Annotated in this window: 15 protein-coding genes and 1 pseudogene; 11 read left to right on the top strand and 5 right to left on the bottom strand. The window is 69.6% G+C overall.

Annotated features, from left to right (window positions below; genetic code table 11):
* Positions 1–36: 36 nt before the first annotated feature.
* On the bottom strand, positions 37–669 hold the full coding sequence (locus HDC93_RS24525; RefSeq protein ID WP_260419734.1) for a TetR family transcriptional regulator: 633 nt from the start codon (positions 667–669) through the stop codon (positions 37–39).
* A 115-nt stretch (positions 670–784) separates the two neighbouring features.
* On the opposite strand from HDC93_RS24525, the gene HDC93_RS24520 reads away from it, so the two are divergent.
* Positions 785–2,410, top strand: coding sequence for an MFS transporter (locus tag HDC93_RS24520; protein ID WP_185012998.1), 1,626 nt, complete (start codon positions 785–787; stop codon positions 2,408–2,410).
* Positions 2,411–2,645: 235 nt separating this feature from the next.
* Positions 2,646–2,994, top strand: a pseudogene (locus HDC93_RS24515) (small hydrophobic protein).
* Positions 2,995–3,060: 66 nt separating this feature from the next.
* Here the strand turns inward: HDC93_RS24515 and HDC93_RS24510 are convergent.
* The gene (locus HDC93_RS24510; protein ID WP_260419733.1) at positions 3,061–3,810 is read right to left on the bottom strand and encodes a potassium channel family protein; all 750 of its coding nucleotides are present in this window, start codon (positions 3,808–3,810) and stop codon (positions 3,061–3,063) included.
* A 68-nt stretch (positions 3,811–3,878) separates the two neighbouring features.
* Entirely contained in the window at positions 3,879–6,626 is a 2,748-nt protein-coding gene (gene aceE, locus HDC93_RS24505; protein ID WP_185012997.1) for a pyruvate dehydrogenase (acetyl-transferring), homodimeric type, read from the bottom strand.
* Between the two features lie 417 nt (positions 6,627–7,043).
* Here aceE and HDC93_RS24500 point away from each other — a divergent pair, with 417 nt between their 5' ends.
* From HDC93_RS24500 to HDC93_RS24475, 6 genes are all read left to right on the top strand, one after another.
* Positions 7,044–7,481 carry a DUF3052 domain-containing protein gene (locus tag HDC93_RS24500; RefSeq protein ID WP_031104104.1) on the top strand — a complete coding sequence of 146 codons (438 nt, stop codon included), beginning with the start codon at positions 7,044–7,046 and terminating at the stop codon, positions 7,479–7,481.
* Between the two features lie 106 nt (positions 7,482–7,587).
* Positions 7,588–8,046 (top strand): peroxiredoxin, encoded by a 459-nt coding sequence (locus HDC93_RS24495; RefSeq protein WP_185012996.1) that lies wholly within the window; start codon positions 7,588–7,590, stop codon positions 8,044–8,046.
* A 146-nt stretch (positions 8,047–8,192) separates the two neighbouring features.
* Positions 8,193–8,768, top strand: coding sequence for a TerD family protein (locus tag HDC93_RS24490; RefSeq protein WP_185012995.1), 576 nt, complete (start codon positions 8,193–8,195; stop codon positions 8,766–8,768).
* A gap of 138 nt (positions 8,769–8,906) precedes the next feature.
* Positions 8,907–9,482: a TerD family protein gene (locus HDC93_RS24485; RefSeq protein WP_031131331.1), complete on the top strand. Its 576-nt coding sequence runs from the start codon at positions 8,907–8,909 to the stop codon at positions 9,480–9,482.
* 125 nt (positions 9,483–9,607) lie between these two features.
* Positions 9,608–10,753 carry a DUF475 domain-containing protein gene (locus HDC93_RS24480; RefSeq protein ID WP_185012994.1) on the top strand — a complete coding sequence of 382 codons (1,146 nt, stop codon included), beginning with the start codon at positions 9,608–9,610 and terminating at the stop codon, positions 10,751–10,753.
* Positions 10,754–10,885: 132 nt separating this feature from the next.
* The gene (locus tag HDC93_RS24475; protein WP_185012993.1) at positions 10,886–11,620 is read left to right on the top strand and encodes a Tellurium resistance; all 735 of its coding nucleotides are present in this window, start codon (positions 10,886–10,888) and stop codon (positions 11,618–11,620) included.
* Between the two features lie 372 nt (positions 11,621–11,992).
* Here the strand turns inward: HDC93_RS24475 and HDC93_RS24470 are convergent, their stop codons facing one another.
* A complete protein-coding gene (locus HDC93_RS24470) occupies positions 11,993–12,898 on the bottom strand; it encodes a TerD family protein (protein ID WP_185012992.1) in 906 nt (301 codons plus the stop codon).
* 227 nt (positions 12,899–13,125) lie between these two features.
* Between HDC93_RS24470 and HDC93_RS24465 the strand changes: the two genes are divergently transcribed.
* The 3 genes from HDC93_RS24465 to HDC93_RS24455 are packed head-to-tail and all read left to right on the top strand — an operon-like array spanning position 13,126 to position 17,734.
* Positions 13,126–14,292 (top strand): HpcH/HpaI aldolase/citrate lyase family protein, encoded by a 1,167-nt coding sequence (locus HDC93_RS24465; RefSeq protein ID WP_185012991.1) that lies wholly within the window; start codon positions 13,126–13,128, stop codon positions 14,290–14,292.
* 20 nt (positions 14,293–14,312) lie between these two features.
* Positions 14,313–16,901, top strand: coding sequence for a phosphoribosyltransferase (locus HDC93_RS24460; RefSeq protein WP_260419732.1), 2,589 nt, complete (start codon positions 14,313–14,315; stop codon positions 16,899–16,901).
* The gene (locus tag HDC93_RS24455; RefSeq protein ID WP_185012990.1) at positions 16,901–17,734 is read left to right on the top strand and encodes an HAD family hydrolase; all 834 of its coding nucleotides are present in this window, start codon (positions 16,901–16,903) and stop codon (positions 17,732–17,734) included. Before HDC93_RS24460 ends, HDC93_RS24455 begins: the two co-directional genes overlap by 1 nt.
* Here HDC93_RS24455 and HDC93_RS24450 read toward each other — a convergent pair.
* On the bottom strand, positions 17,631–18,422 hold the full coding sequence (locus tag HDC93_RS24450; protein WP_185012989.1) for a DedA family protein: 792 nt from the start codon (positions 18,420–18,422) through the stop codon (positions 17,631–17,633). The genes HDC93_RS24455 and HDC93_RS24450 overlap by 104 nt on opposite strands.
* Positions 18,423–18,431 lie beyond the last annotated feature (9 nt).

Below are 18,431 nucleotides of genomic sequence, written 5' to 3'. Positions count from 1 at the left end.
TAACCAAGTGACCGGGATCACGTTTCGGTGGAGGGGTTAAGGGGACTGCTCCGCGCGCCAGTTCCCGGCCAGTGCGGGACCCACCTGATCCAGGTATGTCGTGGTGAGTTCGCGCATCCCGTCGAGGGTGACGTCGTCCCCCGCGGACCACAACCGTTCGGTGACACGAATCACCCCGCCGAAGAGGGCCACGACGATCCTCGGCCGGGGGTCCGCGTCCACGTCGAGACCCTCACGCTCGGCGATGATGCCGGCGAGCTGCTCCTCCAGCTCCGCCGACCGACGCAGATGGGCGGCGAGCAGTGCGGGCGTGGACTCGATCACCCGGTAGACGCGCATGTGGAGGTCGATCGGCACGAGCTCCTCGACGGCCTCGTTGATCGCGTCCCAGCTCTCCAGCACGGCCCGGCGCAGCGCCTCCAGCGGCGTCTCGCCCGGCGGGCGGGTGCGCAGCGCCTCGACGACGAGCGTCTCCGCCAGGCGCGGCACGAAGAAGGCCGTCTCCTCCTTGCCGGCGAAGTAGCGGAAGAAGGTGCGCTGTGAGACGTCCACGGCGGCTGCGATGTCGTCGACGGTCGTTTCCTCGTACCCGCGCGTGGCGAACAGTTCCAGCGCGGCCCGCAGCAGTGCGTCCCGGGTGCGCCGTTTCTTGCGTTCGCGCAGGTTCAAGACGTGCCTCTCATCCGAAGTGTTCTCGCAGTTCAGGCTATACGGGGATGTTGTGTCAGTTACCGACTAGTGAATTGGTTTGTCAATTGTCAGTGGCTGTCATTAGCCTCGCGGTATGACTAGTCAGACCACCATCGACACGACGGGGTCGGGGGGCAAGGTGCCGGCCTCACCCTCGGACGCGACGCCGGGCAAGGGGCTGCGCGGGCACCCCTGGCTCACCCTCATCACCGTCGCTGTGGGGGTCATGATGGTGGCCCTCGACGGCACCATCGTGGCCATCGCCAACCCGGCCATCCAGAAGGACCTCGGCGCCACCTTCGCCGAGGTGCAGTGGATCACCAACGGATACTTCCTCGCCCTCGCGGTCTCCCTGATCACCGCGGGCAAGCTCGGCGACCGCTTCGGCCACCGCCAGACCTTCCTCATCGGCGTCGTCGGCTTCGCCGCCGCCTCGGGCGCGATCGGCCTGTCCGACAGCATCGCGTTCGTCGTCGTCTTCCGCGTCCTTCAGGGCCTGTTCGGCGCGCTGCTGATGCCGGCCGCGCTCGGCCTGCTGCGGGCCACGTTCCCGGCCGAGAAGCTGAACATGGCCATCGGCATCTGGGGCATGGTCATCGGCGCGTCCACCGCGGGTGGCCCGATCCTCGGTGGTGTGCTCGTCGAGCACGTCAACTGGCAGTCGGTGTTCTTCATCAACGTGCCGGTCGGTGTCCTCGCCGTCGTCCTCGGGGTGCTGATCCTGCTCGACCACCGCGCCGAGAACGCCCCGCGCTCCTTCGACCCGCTGGGCATCGCCCTGCTGTCGACCGCCGTGTTCTGCCTGGTGTGGGCGCTCATCAAGGCTCCGCCGTCCGAGTGGGGCTGGGGCGACGTCAAGACGCTGTCGTTCCTGGGCGCTTCGGTGCTGTGCTTCGCTCTCTTCGCCCTCTGGGAGACGAAGGTGAGGGAGCCGCTGATCCCGCTCGCGCTCTTCCGTTCCGTGGCGCTGTCCGCCGGTGTCGTGCTGATGGTGCTGATGGCCATCGCGTTCATGGGCGGACTGTTCTTCGTGACGTTCTACCTCCAGAACGTGCACGGCATGAGCCCGATCGACGCGGGCCTGCACCTGCTGCCGCTCACCGGCATGATGATCGTCGGCTCGCCGCTCGCCGGCGCGATGATCACCAAGCTCGGCCCCCGGGTCCCGCTCGCCGGCGGCATGGCGCTCACCGCGATCGCCATGTACGGGATGTCGACGCTGGAGACGGACACCGGCAGCGGCGTCATGTCGCTCTGGTTCGCCCTGCTGGGCCTCGGCCTCGCGCCGGTCATGGTCGGTGCGACCGAAGTCATCGTCGGCAACGCCCCGATGGAGCTCTCGGGCGTCGCGGGCGGTCTTCAGCAGGCCGCCATGCAGATCGGCGGCAGCCTCGGCACGGCCGTACTGGGTGCCGTCATGGCCTCCAAGGTCAACAGCGACCTCGCCGGCAACTGGGCGAAGGCGGGCCTGCCACCGCTCACCCCGGAGCAGGGGCACCAGGCCTCCGAGGCGGTCCAGGTCGGCGTCCCGCCGGTGGCACCGGGCACGCCGGACGCCATCGCCGCGAAGATCACGGGCGTCGCGCACGACACGTTCATCTCGGGCATGAGCGCGGCCTCGCTCGTGGCGGCCGGAGTCGCCGTGGTGGCGGTGCTGGTCGCGTTCCTCACCAAGCGCGGCGAGAACGCGGAAGCCGGCGCGGGCGCGGCGCACATCTGACGGTTCCCGGCGGCTCGTTCCCTCATCAGGGTGAACGCAGCTGCCGAACCCTCCCCTCCGGCACGCACCGCAGGTCACAGTGGGTCAAGTCCTCCGCAGGGCATGGAGGGCGGACGCTGCGGCGCGCTGCCGGAGGGGGGTGGCGCGCAGGCAGCGGGATGAAGGCGCACCGACGGGGTACCCGTCATGTCATACCCGAAGAGAACCCCAACCGATCAAGGGTTTACGGGAGTTGATGATGGCGAGCTTCGGACACGGTACGCGCGGGCACCCCCGCTCACGTGGCCGGACGTGGTCACGATGGGGGTCCCCCCCTGTTCGAGCGGAGCCGAGAACTTGGGGGAGGGACGAATCGCGCGACGCTCGGGCTCATCGGAGTCATCTGCGCCGTTGCAGGCTTCTTCGTGCTGGGGATCGTGCTCGGTCCCGCCGCGATGGTCTGCGGCTGGCTCGCCATGGGCCGCGTCTGGTCGGGCTCCCGCCCCACCGCGGCCGTCGTCGCCCTGGTCCTGGGCGCCATCGACACGCTCCTGGCCGTCATCTGGCTGTCCGGAGCGGCCACACCGGGCGTGGGCATGTTCTGACCCGGGTGAAAGGTTGGGAAGAGCCCCCGGCCGCCTGGCCGGGGCCCTCTCATTGCTCCACCGGAATCACTGCTCCACCTGGGTCCCCTTCAGCTTCGCCAACTCCCCCCGCAGCGCCCGCACCTCCTCGGACAGTTCCCGAATCGCCTCGGTCTGTCGCCGCTCCTCGACATCGTCCTTCTCGAACCGGGCGATGAACCAGGCCGCGATGTTCGCCGTCACCACACCCAGCAGCGCGATCCCGGAGAGCATCAGCCCGACCGCGAGCATCCGGCCCAGCCCGGTGGTCGGCGCCATGTCCCCGTACCCCACGGTGGTCATCGTGGTGAACGCCCACCAGACCGCGTCCCCCAAGGTGTGGATGGAGGCGCCGGGCTCGTCCCGTTCCACCTCCAGCACGGCCAGCGCCCCGAAGACGAGCAATCCCAGGCACGACCCCGCGACGTACGTGGTGACCCTTACCTGCGACGCCATCCGGGCCCGCTGCCCGGCGAGGAACAGCATCGACACCAGCTTCAACAGCCGCAGCGGCTGCGCCAGGGGCACCACCACGGCCAGCAGCGCCAGCGGGTTGCCCCGTACGAACCGCAGCCGGTCCTCGGCCAGCCACAGGCGGACCAGGTAGTCGGCGGCGAAAGCGGCCCACACCACCCAGTTGGTGACGTGACACGTGGTGAGCAGGTCCTGCGGAGCCCGCGGGGCCACGATCGGTATGGCATAGGCGATCGCGAACAGCACGGCAAGCGCCAGCAGCGGGCCCTGGGTGCGCCGCTCCCAGCGGGCCGGCGTGGTCGATGCGGTCATCGGGAGCGTCATGGAAGCATGGTAGGAAACGCGTGGGGCGGCACCGGTCAGGTGCCGCCCCACGAAACCGCCTCGGCGCCCTACGCGTCGCCGCCCGCGGCCCCCGGGTCGGCCGCCGACACGTCGAGCAGCTGGTACCGGTCGATGGCCTGCTTGAGCACGGAACGGTCGACCTTGCCCTCACGGGCCAGCTCGGTCAGCACCCCCACCACGATCGACTGCGCGTCGATGTGGAAGAACCGCCGGGCGGCGCCGCGTGTGTCCGCGAAGCCGAAGCCGTCGGCGCCCAGCGACTGGTACGTCTGCGGCACCCAGCGCGCGATCTGGTCCGGGACGGACCGCATCCAGTCGGACACGGCCACGACCGGCCCCTGCGCGTCCGCCAGCTTCCGCGTCACGTACGGCACCCGCTGCTCCTCCTCGGGGTGCAGCAGGTTGTGCTCCTCGCAGTCCACGGCCTCGCGCCGCAGCTCGTTCCAGGAGGTCGCCGACCAGACGTCCGCCTTGACGTTCCACTCCTCGGCAAGGATCTTCTGCGCCTCGACGGCCCAGGGGACCGCGACACCGGACGCCAGGATCTGCGCCGGGATCGAGCCGGCCGTGCCCTCGCTGAACCGGTGGAGCCCCTTGAGGATGCCGTCGACGTCCACGTTCTCCGGCTCGGCGGGGTGCTGGATGGGCTCGTTGTAGACGGTCAGGTAGTAGAAGACGTCCTCGCCGTGCGGGTGCTCCTCGGAGCCGCCGTACATCCGGCGCAGGCCGTCCTGCACGATGTGCGCGATCTCGAAGCCGAACGCCGGGTCGTAGGAGACGCAGCCCGGGTTCGTGGAGGCCAGCAGCTGCGAGTGGCCGTCCGCGTGCTGGAGGCCCTCGCCGGTCAGCGTCGTACGGCCGGCGGTCGCGCCCAGGACGAAGCCGCGCGCCAGCTGGTCGGACATCTGCCAGAACTGGTCGCCGGTGCGCTGGAAGCCGAACATCGAGTAGAAGACGTAGACCGGGATGAGCGGCTCGCCGTGGGTCGCGTACGCCGAGCCGGCCGCGATCAGCGACGCCGTGCAGCCCGCCTCCGAGATGCCGTCGTGCAGCATCTGGCCGTTGGGCGCTTCCTTGTAGGCGAGCAGCAGGTCGCGGTCGACCGACTCGTACTGCTGGCCGAGCGGGTTGTAGATCTTCGCACTCGGGAAGAACGAGTCCATGCCGAACGTGCGGTACTCGTCCGGCGCGATCAGCACGAACCGCTTGCCGATCTCCTTGTCCCGCATGAGGTCCTTCAGGAGCCGCACGAAGGCCATCGTCGTCGCGATGGACTGCTGGCCCGAGCCCTTCTTCACGGTCGCGTACGTCTTGTCCTCGGGCAGTGCCAGGGGCTTGGAGCGGACCACGCGCGTGGGGACGTAACCGCCGAGAGACTTGCGGCGGTCGTGCATGTACTGGATCTCCTCCGAGTCCCGGCCCGGGTGGTAGTACGGCGGCACGCCGGACTCCAGCTCCTTGTCCGGGATCGGCAGGTGCAGACGGTCGCGGAAGCGCTTGAGGTCGTCGACCGTCAGCTTCTTCATCTGGTGCGTGGCGTTGCGGCCCTCGAAGTTCGGGCCGAGCGTCCAGCCCTTGATCGTCTTGGCGAGGATCACCGTCGGCTGGCCCTTGTGCTCCACGGCCGCCTTGTACGCCGCGAAGATCTTCTTGTGGTCGTGACCGCCGCGCCCCAGGTGCAGGATCTGGTCGTCGCTCATGCCCTCGACCATCGCCCGCAGCCGGTGGTCGTCACCGAAGAAGTGGTCGCGGATGTACGCGCCGGTCTCCGTGGCGTACGTCTGGAACTGCCCGTCCGGCGTGGTGTTCATCTTGTTGACCAGCACGCCGTCGCGGTCCTGGGCGAGCAGCGGGTCCCAGCTGCGGTCCCAGACCAGCTTGATCACGTTCCAGCCGGCGCCGCGGAAGATCGACTCCAGCTCCTGGATGATCTTGCCGTTGCCGCGCACCGGGCCGTCCAGGCGCTGCAGGTTGCAGTTGACGACGAAGGTGAGGTTGTCCAGGCCCTCGCGCGCCGCGATGGACAGCTGGCCCAGCGACTCCGGCTCGTCCATCTCGCCGTCGCCGAGGAACGCCCAGACCTGCGACTTCGAGGTGTCGGCGATCCCGCGCGCGTGCATGTAGCGGTTCATCCGCGCCTGGTAGATCGCGCCGATCGGGCCGAGGCCCATCGACACCGTCGGGAACTCCCAGAAGTCCGGCATCAGCCGCGGGTGCGGGTACGACGACAGGCCGTGCGGCGCCTTCGACTTCTCCTGGCGGAAGCCGTCCAGGTTTCCCTCGTTCAGCCGGTCCAGCAGGAACGCGCGGGCGTAGATGCCCGGCGAGGCGTGCCCCTGGAAGAAGACCTGGTCCCCGCCGAGGCCGTCGTCCTTGCCGCGGAAGAAGTGGTTGAAGCCGACGTCGTAGAGGGAGGCGGAGGACGCGAACGTGGCGATGTGGCCGCCGACGCCGATGCCGGGGCGCTGGGCCCGGGAGACCATCACCGCCGCGTTCCAGCGGGTGGCGTTGAGGACCCTGCGCTCGATCTCCTCGTTGCCCGGGAAGAACGGCTCGCTCTTGGTGGGGATGGTGTTGACGTAGTCCGTGCTGCGCATCTCCGGCACGGCCACGCGCTTCTCACGGGCCCGCTCGATCAGCCGCAGCATCAGATAGCGGGCCCGCTCCCGGCCGCGCTCGTCGACGGCGGCGTCGAGGGAGTCGAGCCACTCCTGCGTCTCTTCGGGATCGAAGTCAGGAACCTGACTCGGAAGGCCGCCAATGATGATCGGGTTGCGATCGGATGCGGAAGCCACGCTGTTCCTTACCTGTCAGAGGGCCTGCGAGGGCCGCTGTTTCGCTGTCGTCGCCGGGGCGTCGTCGCTGGGGGGCGCGCCGCTCCCATGGTCCACCTCGGGGCCGGGAAACGTCATCTCTACCCAGCGGTAACCCAGACGTGAGATCGACTCCGTGACGTATGGGGCGAATACCTTCGAGTCTCGTACCCGTAGACGATTCCCAAACGCCCAAACAGGGCAGAAAGGTGTGGTGTGCGTCACCTCGGACCATGATGGTGTGCCTGGAGTTGCGGTGACACCGCCAGGATCGTCACCGTTTCGGCGGTCTGAACGGCCGGGTACTTGCGCGATCCGTCCCGCCCGTGTGGACTACGGCCAATGCTTCGCGCACGCGCGTGGCTGAGTTATTCCCAAGACATGATCAGGAGGCAACCCGTGAGCGCGACCGCGGACCACGCGGAGGAGCGGACGAACCCTGCCGCCAGGCTGGGGTTCCAGCCCGGGCAGGTGGTCCAGGAGATCGGCTACGACGACGACGTGGACCAGGAGCTCCGCAAGGCCATCGAGGGCATCATCGAGGCCGACCTGGTGGACGAGGACTACGACGACGTGGCCGATGCCGTTGTGCTGTGGTTCCGTGACGACGACGGCGACCTGACGGACTCGCTGGTCGATGCCACCACGTACATCGAAGAGGGCGGCGCGATCCTGCTCCTCACGCCGAAGACCGGCCGTTCGGGGTACGTGGAGCCGAGTGACATCTCGGAAGCCGCCACCACGGCGGGTCTGACGGCGTCCAAGAGCGTCAGCGTCGGCAAGGACTGGAGTGGCAGCCGGCTGGCGACGCCGAAGGCCGCCAAGTCCAAGCGCTAGTCGTACGGCGGGGCGGGTCGGCGTTGTCGGCCCGCCGGTCGGCCTGTGCCGGTGTCTGCGTAGGGTGGGCTCACCCGAAAAGCCCCACGAAGGGACACCCACAGCGATGGCGATCCAGGTCGGCGAGAAGGCCCCCGACTTCGAGCTCAAGGACAACCACGGCCGGGCCGTGCGGCTGTCCGACTTCCGGGGCCGGAAGAACGTGGTGCTGCTCTTCTACCCCTTCGCCTTCACCGGCGTGTGCACCGGCGAGCTGTGCGAGCTGCGCGACAACCTGCCGCAGTTCTCGGACCGCGACACCGAGCTGCTCGCCGTCTCCAACGACTCCATCCACACCCTGCGCGTCTTCGGCGAGCAGGAGGGCCTGGAGTACCCGCTGCTGTCGGACTTCTGGCCGCACGGCAACGTCTCGCGCGCCTACGGCGTCTTCGACGAGGACAAGGGCTGCGCCGTGCGCGGCACCTTCGTCATCGACAAGGAGGGCGTCGTGCGGTGGACCGTCGTCAACGGCCTGCCGGACGCGCGCGACCTGAACGACTACGTGAAGGCGCTCGACTCCCTGTGACGCCGGTCGGGCGGCATGCGCCCGACACCCGCTGAAATGTGGGCTCCAGGGCCTGCGAGGGGCGGGAACCCGTCACTAGGATCGACTCGTTGATCCGACATCCGAGCACAACGGGGCATCCGCCCCTGGACACCAATGGAGGACTCGTGGGAGTCAGCCTCAGCAAGGGCGGCAACGTATCGCTGAGCAAGGAGGCGCCGGGCCTGACCGCGGTCATCATCGGTCTGGGGTGGGACGTCCGCACCACGACCGGCACGGACTTCGACCTGGACGCCAGCGCGCTGCTGCTGAACAACTCCGGCAAGGTCGGCAACGACCAGCACTTCATCTTCTTCAACAACCTCAAGAGCCCGGACGGCTCCGTCGAGCACACCGGTGACAACATCACCGGTGAGGGCGAGGGCGACGACGAGCAGATCAAGGTCAACCTCGCGACCGTCCCGCCGGAGATCGAGAAGATCGTCTTCCCGGTCTCCATCTACGACGCCGAGACCCGCCAGCAGTCCTTCGGCCAGGTCCGCAACGCGTTCATCCGCGTCGTGAACCAGGCGGGCGGCGCCGAGATCGCTCGGTACGACCTGAGCGAGGACGCCTCCACCGAGACCGCCATGGTCTTCGGTGAGCTCTACCGGCACGGCGCGGAGTGGAAGTTCCGCGCCATCGGCCAGGGCTACGCCTCGGGCCTGCGCGGCATCGCGCAGGACTTCGGCGTGAACGTCTGAACCACCTGAAGGGCCCCGGCGACGGGGCCCGAGAGGTCTTCCTCGTCCGGCGCCGCACGGTTTACGTGCGGCGCCGGACGTGCAGGACCACCTCAGTGACACCACCGGGCCTGTGGCCCCAAGGGGAGGGACAACAACATGGGCGTCACGCTCGCCAAAGGGGGCAATGTCTCCCTGTCCAAGGCCGCACCCGACCTCACTCAGGTGCTGGTCGGGCTCGGCTGGGACGCGCGCTCCACCACCGGAGCGCCCTTCGACCTCGACGCCAGCGCCCTGATGTGCAGCAGCGGGCGCGTGCTCGGGGACGAGTGGTTCGTCTTCTACAACCAGCTCAAGAGCCCGGACGGCTCGGTCGAGCACACCGGTGACAACCTCACCGGCGAGGGCGACGGCGACGACGAGTCGCTCCTGATCGACCTCCCGAAGGTTCCGCCGCAGTGCGACAAGATCGTCTTCCCGGTCTCGATCCATATGGCCGACGAGCGCGGCCAGACGTTCGGCCAGGTCAGCAACGCCTTCATCCGCGTGGTGAACCAGGCCGACGGCCAGGAGCTCGCTCGCTACGACCTCAGCGAGGACGCCTCCACGGAGACCGCGATGATCTTCGGCGAGCTCTATCGCTACCAGGGCGAGTGGAAGTTCAGGGCCGTGGGGCAGGGGTACGCGTCGGGGCTGCGGGGCATCGCGCTGGACTTCGGGGTCAACGTCTCATAACGCGTTATGAGCAAAATCCGGGGCCCAGTGGGGTGTCACAGGGGGACGACTAGACTTCGGCTTCAAAAGTTCGTAAAGCCGGGTACGGCGCGGGGGAGCCCCGTACACACACGATTGGGTAGCCAGTGGTTCTGAAAACCTTCGGGTGGTCGTTCGCGGTCACCGCGCTCGGCCTGGTCGCGGCGGTCCTGTTCGGCGGGTGGACCGCGCTCGGCGTCGTCGCGATCCTGTCCGTCCTCGAGATCTCGCTGTCCTTCGACAACGCGGTGGTCAACGCCGGCATCCTGAAGAAGATGAATGCCTTCTGGCAGAAGATCTTCCTCACGATCGGCATTCTGATCGCCGTCTTCGGCATGCGGCTGGTCTTCCCGGTCGTGATCGTCGCGGTCAGCGCCCAGCTGGGCCCGATCGAGGCCGTCAACCTCGCCCTGAACGACAAGGACCAGTACCAGCAGCTGGTGACCGACGCCCACCCGTCGATCGCCGCCTTCGGTGGCATGTTCCTGCTGATGATCTTCCTGGACTTCATCTTCGAGGACCGGGACATCAAGTGGCTCGGCTGGCTGGAGCGCCCGCTGTCCAAGCTCGGCAAGGTCGACATGCTGTCGGTCTGCATCGCGCTGATCGTCCTGCTGATCTCGGCGATGACCTTCGCCACCCACGCCCACCAGCACGGCGGCACCCACGTCGACAAGGCGGAGACGGTCCTGCTCGCCGGTATCGGCGGTCTGATCACCTACATGATCGTCGGCGGGCTCTCCGGCTACTTCGAGGACAAGCTCGAAGAGGAGGAGGAGCGCGAGCACGAGGCGGAGGAAGCAGCCGAGCGCAGCGGCAAGCCCCGCTCGGCGGTGCAGCTGGCCGGCAAGGCCGCGTTCTTCATGTTCCTCTACCTCGAGGTCCTGGACGCGTCGTTCTCCTTCGACGGCGTGATCGGCGCCTTCGCCATCACCAACGACATCGTCCTGATGGCTCTCGGTCTCGGCATCGGCGCCATGTACGTCCGGTCGCTGACGGTCTACCTGGTCCGCCAGGGCACCCTGGACGACTACGTCTACCTGGAGCACGGCGCGCACTACGCCATCGGCGCCCTCGCCATGATCCTGCTCGTCACCATCCAGTACCAGATCAACGAGATCATCACCGGCCTCATCGGCGTCGTCCTGATCGCCGCCTCCTTCTGGTCCTCCGTCCGCCGCAACAAGGCGCTGGCGGCGGCCGAGGGAAAAGCCGGCTCGGACGAGAAGACTGAGGTCTCGTCCGGGGTGTGACACCCCTCCGAGCGAGGAACGCTCTGTGCGGGGCGGTTACCGAGGACTCCTCGGTCGGCCGCCCCGTTCGGTCGTCATGGGCCGTGGGTACGGGCGATGACCTGCGGTCTCCAAGTGAACGTGGGGGGCTGGATGGGACTGTTCGACGGACTCCGGCGCGGTGATGTGCAGTTCGACTCGGGCGACGCGTCGACCAACGCGATCGAACTGACCAAGCGGCGGGCGCAGATATCACTCACCAAGCAGGGCGCGGCCACCGGCCACCTGCGCGTCAACCTCAGCTGGCGGATGCGCACGTCCGACATCGGCGGCACCCAGCGCGAGAGCCTGCTGCGCCATCCCTTCCGGGCGCTCAAGCCCCCCGAGGTCGTCGGCCACAGCCAGAGCATGGTCAACGTCGACCTCGACCTCGGCTGCCTCTACGAACTCCAGGACGGCAGCAAGGGCGTCGTCCAGCCCCTCGGCGGCTACTACGGCGACGTCAACGCCGCGCCGTACGTCAAGCTCAGCGGCGACGACCGGTTCGGCTCCGGTTCCGGCGAGACGATGTACATCAACCTCGACCACCGCGACAGCATCAAGCGGCTGCTGGTGTTCGTCTACATCTACGACCAGACGCCCGCCTTCGACCGCACGCACGCCAGCGTCACCCTCTACCCGAGCAGCGGCCCCCGCATCGAGGTCCACCTCGACGAACGCCAGCCGCAGGCCCGCTCCTGCGCCGTCGTCATGATCGAGAAGGTGAAGGACGAGATGGTCGTCCGCCGCGAGGCGAAGTTCGTCTACGGCTTCCAGGCCGAGCTCGACCGGTTGTACGGGTGGGGGCTGCAGTGGGGGCGCGGCTACAAGTCCAAGGTCGACCGCTGACCCGGCGGTCAGGTGCGAACCGCTCCGGGGCCGTGCGCGGGGACGGCCGGGCCCCGCGTCCGCGACCGGATCCGACGACAGGCCCTAGTGCCGCGGCAGGCAACGTTTGCCCGTCAAGGAGCGGCGTCCGGTGCGTGCTCTCGGCGTGCCGGGTGCATGCCCTCGTACTGGATGTACTTGGGTTTGTGCCCGGTGCGGCGAGAGTGCGTGCCGGGCGTCGCGACGGGGCGAACGTTGCCTGCCGCGGCACTAGAACTGGAAGACCGATGAAGATCTTGCTCCGGCCGCCGGGATCGCCCCGGATTGCCGGTAAATGTCAATCGCCGCGAACCGGTGCAAGCCGGGCGCAATTCCAAGATCTTCAGGACACTCCTAGCGCCCGATGAACTGCGGCCCCTGCGGGGGCAGCCGGAAGTCGGGGTCGGGGGCCGCCGTGACCGGCTGCGGGTAGCCGTAGCCGGTCTGCGCCCCCGCGGCGCCCGCCGCGGCCGGTGCCTGGGGGTAGCCGTACGCGGGCCGGCCGGTGGGCTGCGGGTAGCCGTAGGCCGGCTGCGTCGTCGGCGGCTGCTGCGGGTAGCCGTACCCGGGCTGCGCGGGCGCCGCGGTCGGCTGCTCCGGGGGCAGCGGCACGGAGACCTCGGGGGACTGCTGTGCGGGGCCGCCGGTCGTCGGCTGCGCGGGCGTGTTCGTGGTGGGAGGAGCGGGGACCGTGGTGGTCGCCTCCTCCAGCCCCTCCGACTCGTCGACCGAGATGCCGAAGTCGGTCGCGAGCCCCTTCAGCCCGTTCGAATAGCCCTCGCCGAGCGCCCTGAACTTCCAGCCCTCCCCGCGCCGGTACAGCTCGCCGCAGATCAGCGCGGTCTCCTCGCCCGTCTCCGGCTTGACGTCGAAGTACGCCAGCGCCTCCGCGCCGGTGTCCGCGGCGTCGTACAGCAGGATGCGCAGGGCCTGCACCCGGTCGAACGTCACGCCGTCGGCCGATGCGACGAGCAGAATCCGGCCGACCTCCGACTCGACACCGGTGAGCTCTGTCTGGATCGTGTCGGTCAGGCCCTCGGCGACCCGCTTCTTGCCGAGCCGCCACACCTTTCCGGCCGGGTGCCGGGGCTGGTTGTAGAAGACGAAGTCCTCGTCGGAGCGCACACGGCCGTCGGGGCCGAGGAGCAGCGCGGAGGCGTCGACGTCCGGAACCCCCTGCCCGGGCGTCCAGCGCAGCACGGCGCGCACCGTGGTGGCTTCCAGCGGGACGTTCGACCCCTTCAGCATCGCGTGCGTCATGCGGTCATCCTGCCCTCTCGGTCCTGCTCACGACAACGCGGGGGCCGCGGTCACGAGCGGCGCCGACGGCCGTCGGGGACTACCGTCGTCATGACGGGGTACTGGCTGTGATTGCCCGCGTTACCTGAAGTTCATGCCTGATGGGAACCTCTGACACGGACTTCTACGTACTATTACCGGCCACCTTTCGTCGATTCGCAGGTCGCACCACCACCACGGGGAGATTCATGCGTCATTTCGGGCACGTCGCCCCTGAGGTGCGGAAGCGTCTCTTCTTCCGCGAGCCGGGCGTGTTCACCCCGGACTCCCCGGCCCGGCTGCTCGCGGCCGCCCTGGGCGCCACGCTGTACAGCCCGGCCACCAGACCACGCCTCGCCGACGACGTCCTCAAGCAGGCCGGGCGCGGTGTGGTGTCGATGGTGCTGTGCCTGGAGGACTCGATCGACGACGCGGACGTCGGGCCCGGCGAGGAGAACCTCGTCCGCCAGCTGACGGCCCTGGACGACCTCCCGGACGCCGATCTGCCGCTGCTGTTCATCCGGGTCCGCACCCCCGAGCAGATACCCGACCTGGTGCGCCGCCTCGGCCCCGCCGTCCGGCAGCTGTCCGGATTCGTCCTGCCCAAGTTCACCGAGGAACGCGGCATCCCCTTCCTGGAGGCCCTGGCCACCGCCGAGGCCGAAAGCGGCCGTCGCCTTTTCGCCATGCCCGTGCTGGAGTCCCCGGAGCTGCTCTACCGGGAGTCGCGCGTGGAGACCCTGGAGGGCATCTCCCGGACGATCGACAAGTACCGCGAGCGGGTCCTCGCCCTGCGCCTCGGCGTGACGGACTTCTGCTCCTCCTACGGGCTGCGCCGGGGCCCCGACATGACGGCCTACGACGTGCAGATCGTCGCCTCCGTGATCGCCGACGTGGTGAACATGCTGGGCCGCGCCGACGGGACCGGCTTCACCGTGACCGGGCCCGTGTGGGAGTACTTCCGGGTCCAGGAGCGCATGTTCAAGCCGCAGCTGCGGCAGAGCCCCTTCCTTGAGGTGCAGGCCGCGGAACTGCGCGAGAAGCTGATTGAGCACGCCATGGACGGCCTGCTGAGGGAGATCTCCCTGGATCATGCCAACGGCCTGCTGGGCAAGACCTGCATCCACCCCTCGCACGTGCTGCCGGTGCACGCCCTGTCGGTCGTCAGTCACGAGGAGTTCTCGGACGCCCAGGACATCCTGCGGCCCGAGCGCGGTGGCGGGGGTGTGCTGAGATCGGCGTACACGAACAAGATGAACGAGGTGAAGCCGCACCGGGCCTGGGCCGAGCGGACCCTGCTGCGGGCCGAGGCTTTCGGCGTGGCGAACCAGGACATCGGCTTCGTGGAACTGCTGGCGGCGGGTCTGCCGGGCTGACGGCACGACGCAAGGGATCCATGGAGAAGGCTGAGAAGGCAGTGAACAAGGGGGAGCATCAGGTGTGCGACGAGGGCGACCGCGTCTGGTCCGGCAGCTGGGTCGCCGAGCGGCTCGGCGTCGAGCTCGTCGGCGACGACCCGCTGACCGGCCTGCTGGGGCTGGCGCTGCGCCGCAACCCCAAGCGGGCCCATCTGCTGGTGTCGAACGTGCTCGGCAAGCATGTGCCGCAGTCGCCGTCCGTCGTCTACGGCTACGGCGTCGAGCTCGGCCGCCGGGTGCGGGAGCTGCTGGGCGCGGAGGAGGCGGGCAGGGCCGTCGTCCTCGGCTACGCGGAGACCGCGACGGGTCTCGGCCACTCCGTCGCCGACGGGCTGGGCCTGGCCCCCTACCTGCACTCCACCCGCCGCCCGGTCGCCGGTGTCGCGACGGCAGGCGGCTTCGAGGAGGCCCACTCCCACGCGACCTCGCACCTGCTCCTGCCGGAGGATCCCGCGCTGCTCGGCGGTGACGGCCCGCTGGTCCTGGTCGACGACGAGTTCTCCACGGGGAACACGGTGCTGAACACCGTCCGCGATCTTCATCAGCGGTATCCGCGGCGGCGGTATGTCGTGGTGGCGCTGGTGGACATGCGGTCCGCGGCCGATGCGGGGCGGCTGGAGGAGTTCGCCCGTGAGATCGGAGCGCGGGTGGATCTCGTGGCTGCGGCTTCGGGTCGGGTGCGGCTGCCGGAGGGGGTGCTGGAGAGGGGGCAGGAGCTGGTGGCGCGGTACGAGGCCGAGAGTGCGGCGGAAGGTCGTACGGCGGGTGCGGCGCCGTCGTGGCCGGTCGCGCAGTTCCCCGCGCCCCTTGAGGGCGTTGCCGACACGCCCCTTTCAGGGGCGCGGGGAACTGCGCGAACAACCCCCACCGGCCCGCAGTCGGACGACAAGCTCACGGAAATCGACCTGCACTGGCCTGCCGACCTGCCGGACGGCGGTCGGCATGGGTTCACGCCCTCTCATCGGGAGCGCTTGGAGGAGGCCCTGCCCGGCATGGCCGCCAGGATCGCCGACGCCCTGCCCCCGAATGCCCGCCGCGTGCACGTCCTCGGCTTCGAAGAGCTGATGTACGCGCCGCTCAGGCTGGCCCGGGAGCTGGAACGGGTGACGGACATCGAGGTCCGCTACTCCACCACCACCCGCTCACCCGTCCTGGCCGTCGACGACCCCGGCTACGCGATACGCACCCGCCTCGCCTTCCCCGCCCACGACGACCCCGCCGACGGCCCCGGCGAGCGGTACGCCTACAACGTCGCCGGCGCCGGATTCGACGCCGTCGTCGCGGTGGTCGACTCGGCCGGGGACACCCCCGCGCTGCACGCGCCCGACGGTCTGCTCGCCCGCCTCGCCGCGCACACGCCGCGGGTCCTGCTCGCCGTCATCCCGTCGTACGCCCCCGAAAGGCCCTCCATGCTGCCCGAGCCCCTCCGCGGCCCCGCCTTCTCCTCGTACGCGCCCGAGGAGGTCGGCTGGCTGCTCCAGGACCTCTCGGACGTGACGTTGGAGGCGCCGACCGAGGAGCGCGAGGAGGCGATCCAGAGCGGCGGCGCGCACTACGCGGAGTCGCTGCCCGTGGAGTACCAGCCGAGCGAGCAGTACCAGGAGCTGTTCCACGCCGCGCTGGAGGACTCGGCGGCCCGGATCGCCCAGGCGGTCGGCGTCGTCACCGAGACGGTCCTCGCCGAGCGGTCCCCGCGCCCCGTGCTGGTCTCCCTGGCCCGCGCCGGCACCCCCGTCGGCATCCTGATGCGCCGCTGGGCCCAGCACCGGCACGGCCTCGACCTGCCGCACTACGCCGTGTCGATCGTCCGCGGCCGGGGCATCGACGCCAACGCGCTGCGCTGGCTCGCCCGGCACCACGACCCCCGGGACGTCGTCTTCGTCGACGGCTGGACCGGCAAGGGCGCCATCACCCGCGAACTCGCCCAGGCCCTGGAGGAGTTCGAGAAGTCCGACGGCATCACCGGCTTCGACCCCGAGATCGCCGTCCTGGCCGACCCGGGCTCCTGCGTCCGGACCTACGGCACCCGCGAGGACTTCCTCATCCCCTCCGCCTGCCTCAACTCCACCGTCTCCGGCCTGATCTCGCGGACCGTGCTGCGCGCGGACCTGGTCGGCCCGGACGACTTCCACGGCGCGAAGTTCTACCGCGAACTCGCCGGCACCGACGTCTCGGTGGCCTTCCTGGACGCCGTGTCCGCCCGCTTCCCCGAGGTCGCCGACGCCGCCTGCGCCCAGGCCAAGGAGCTGCTCGCGACCGACCGCTCACCCACCTGGGAGGGCTGGGCCGCCGTCGAGCGGATCAGCGAGGAGTACGCCATCCACGACGTGAACCTCGTCAAGCCCGGCGTCGGCGAGACGACCCGGGTCATGCTGCGCCGCGTGCCCTGGAAGGTCCTGGCGCGCGCCGGGGCGGGCAGCGACCTCGACCACGTGCGCCTGCTGGCCGGGCAACGCGGGGTGCCCGTGGAGGAGGTCGACGCACTGCCCTACACCTGCGTCGGCCTGATCCACCCCAAGTACACCCGGGGCGCGACCGGCTCCGACGGCAAGGCGGTGTCGGTCTGATGCCCGTCCTCGTCGCGAGCGACCTCGATCGCACCCTGATCTACTCCGCCGCCGCCCTGGCACTCACCATGCCGGACGCGCGGGCGCCCCGGCTGCTGTGCGTGGAGGTGCACGAAAGCAGGCCGCTGTCGTACATGACGGAGACGGCGGCGCAGCTCCTCACCGACCTGGGCGACGCGGCCGTGTTCGTGCCGACGACGACCCGGACGCGCAAGCAGTACCAGCGCATCAACCTGCCGGGCCCGGAGCCCACGTACGCGATCTGCGCGAACGGCGGTCATCTCCTGGTCGACGGTGTCTGCGACCCCGACTGGCACGCGCAGGTCACCGCGCGGCTGGCCGACGAGTGCGCGCCGCTGGCCGAGGTGCAGGAGCACCTGCTGAGGGCCGCCGACCCGGTCTGGGTGCGCAAGCAGCGCGTCGCCGACGACCTCTTCGCCTATCTCGTCGTCGAGCGCGAGCTGCTCGACGACGACTGGGTGAAGGAACTCGCGGTGTGGGCGGAGAACCGCGGCTGGACCGTGTCCCTCCAGGGCCGCAAGATCTACGCCGTTCCCAAGCCGCTCACGAAGAGCGCGGCGATGCGGGAGATCGCACGGCGGACCGGTGCCGATCTCACGCTCGCCGCGGGTGACTCCCTGCTCGACGCGGACCTGCTCCTCGCGGCCGACCGGGGCTGGCGGCCGGGGCACGGAGAGCTGGCCGACACCGGGTTCACGGCTCCCTCGCTCAGGGGGCTTCCCGACCGGGGCGTCCTCGCCGGGGAGCGGATCCTGAGGGAGTTTCTGGGGGCAGTACGGGGCGCCGGCGCTGTGCCTGGGCCGGGCGCCTGAGAACTCGGGTGTCCTGGTCGCCGTGCGGGTGCGGCCTATCGGTGGCTTGTCGCGCAGTCCCCCGCGCCCCTTGGGGGCGCCGCAGCAGCCGTAGGCCGATGAAGGCCACCACCGCCAGGGCCGCCACGGCCAGGACCACCTTCGAGTACGTGGAGACGATGTCCGAGACCTGGTGCCAGTTCGCGCCGAGGAAGTAGCCCGCGAGAACGAACACCGTGTTCCAGACGGCGCTGCCCAGGGTGGTCAGTCCCAGGAACACGGGCAGGCGCATGCGCTCGACGCCCGCGGGCACCGAGATCAGGCTGCGGAAGATCGGGATCATCCGGCCGAAGAACACGGCCTTGGTGCCGTGCTTCAGGAACCAGGTCTCGGTCTTCTCGATGTCCGAGACCTTCACCAGCGGCAGCCGGGCCGCGATCGCCACCGTCCGGTCACGGCCCAGCAGCGCGCCGGACCCGTACAGCGCGAGCGCGCCGATCACCGAGCCGGCCGTCGTCCACAGCAGGACGGCGAGCAGGCTCATCCGGCCGCTGCTCGCGGCGAACCCGGCCAGCGGCAGGATCACCTCGCTGGGCAGCGGGGGGAACAGGTTCTCCAGGGCGATGGCGAGACCGGCTCCCGGCGCGCCCAGCGCGTCCATCAGGTCGTTGACCCACTGCGGCCCGGCGTCCGCTGCGATGGCTGTCATGCCCCCACG

It is taken from the genome of Streptomyces sp. AK010, from assembly GCF_014207295.1.
Lineage (GTDB): Bacteria > Actinomycetota > Actinomycetes > Streptomycetales > Streptomycetaceae > Streptomyces > Streptomyces massasporeus.
The sequence above is the reverse complement of the archived record's forward strand: the minus strand, read 5'-3'. Positions and strand labels throughout refer to the sequence as shown.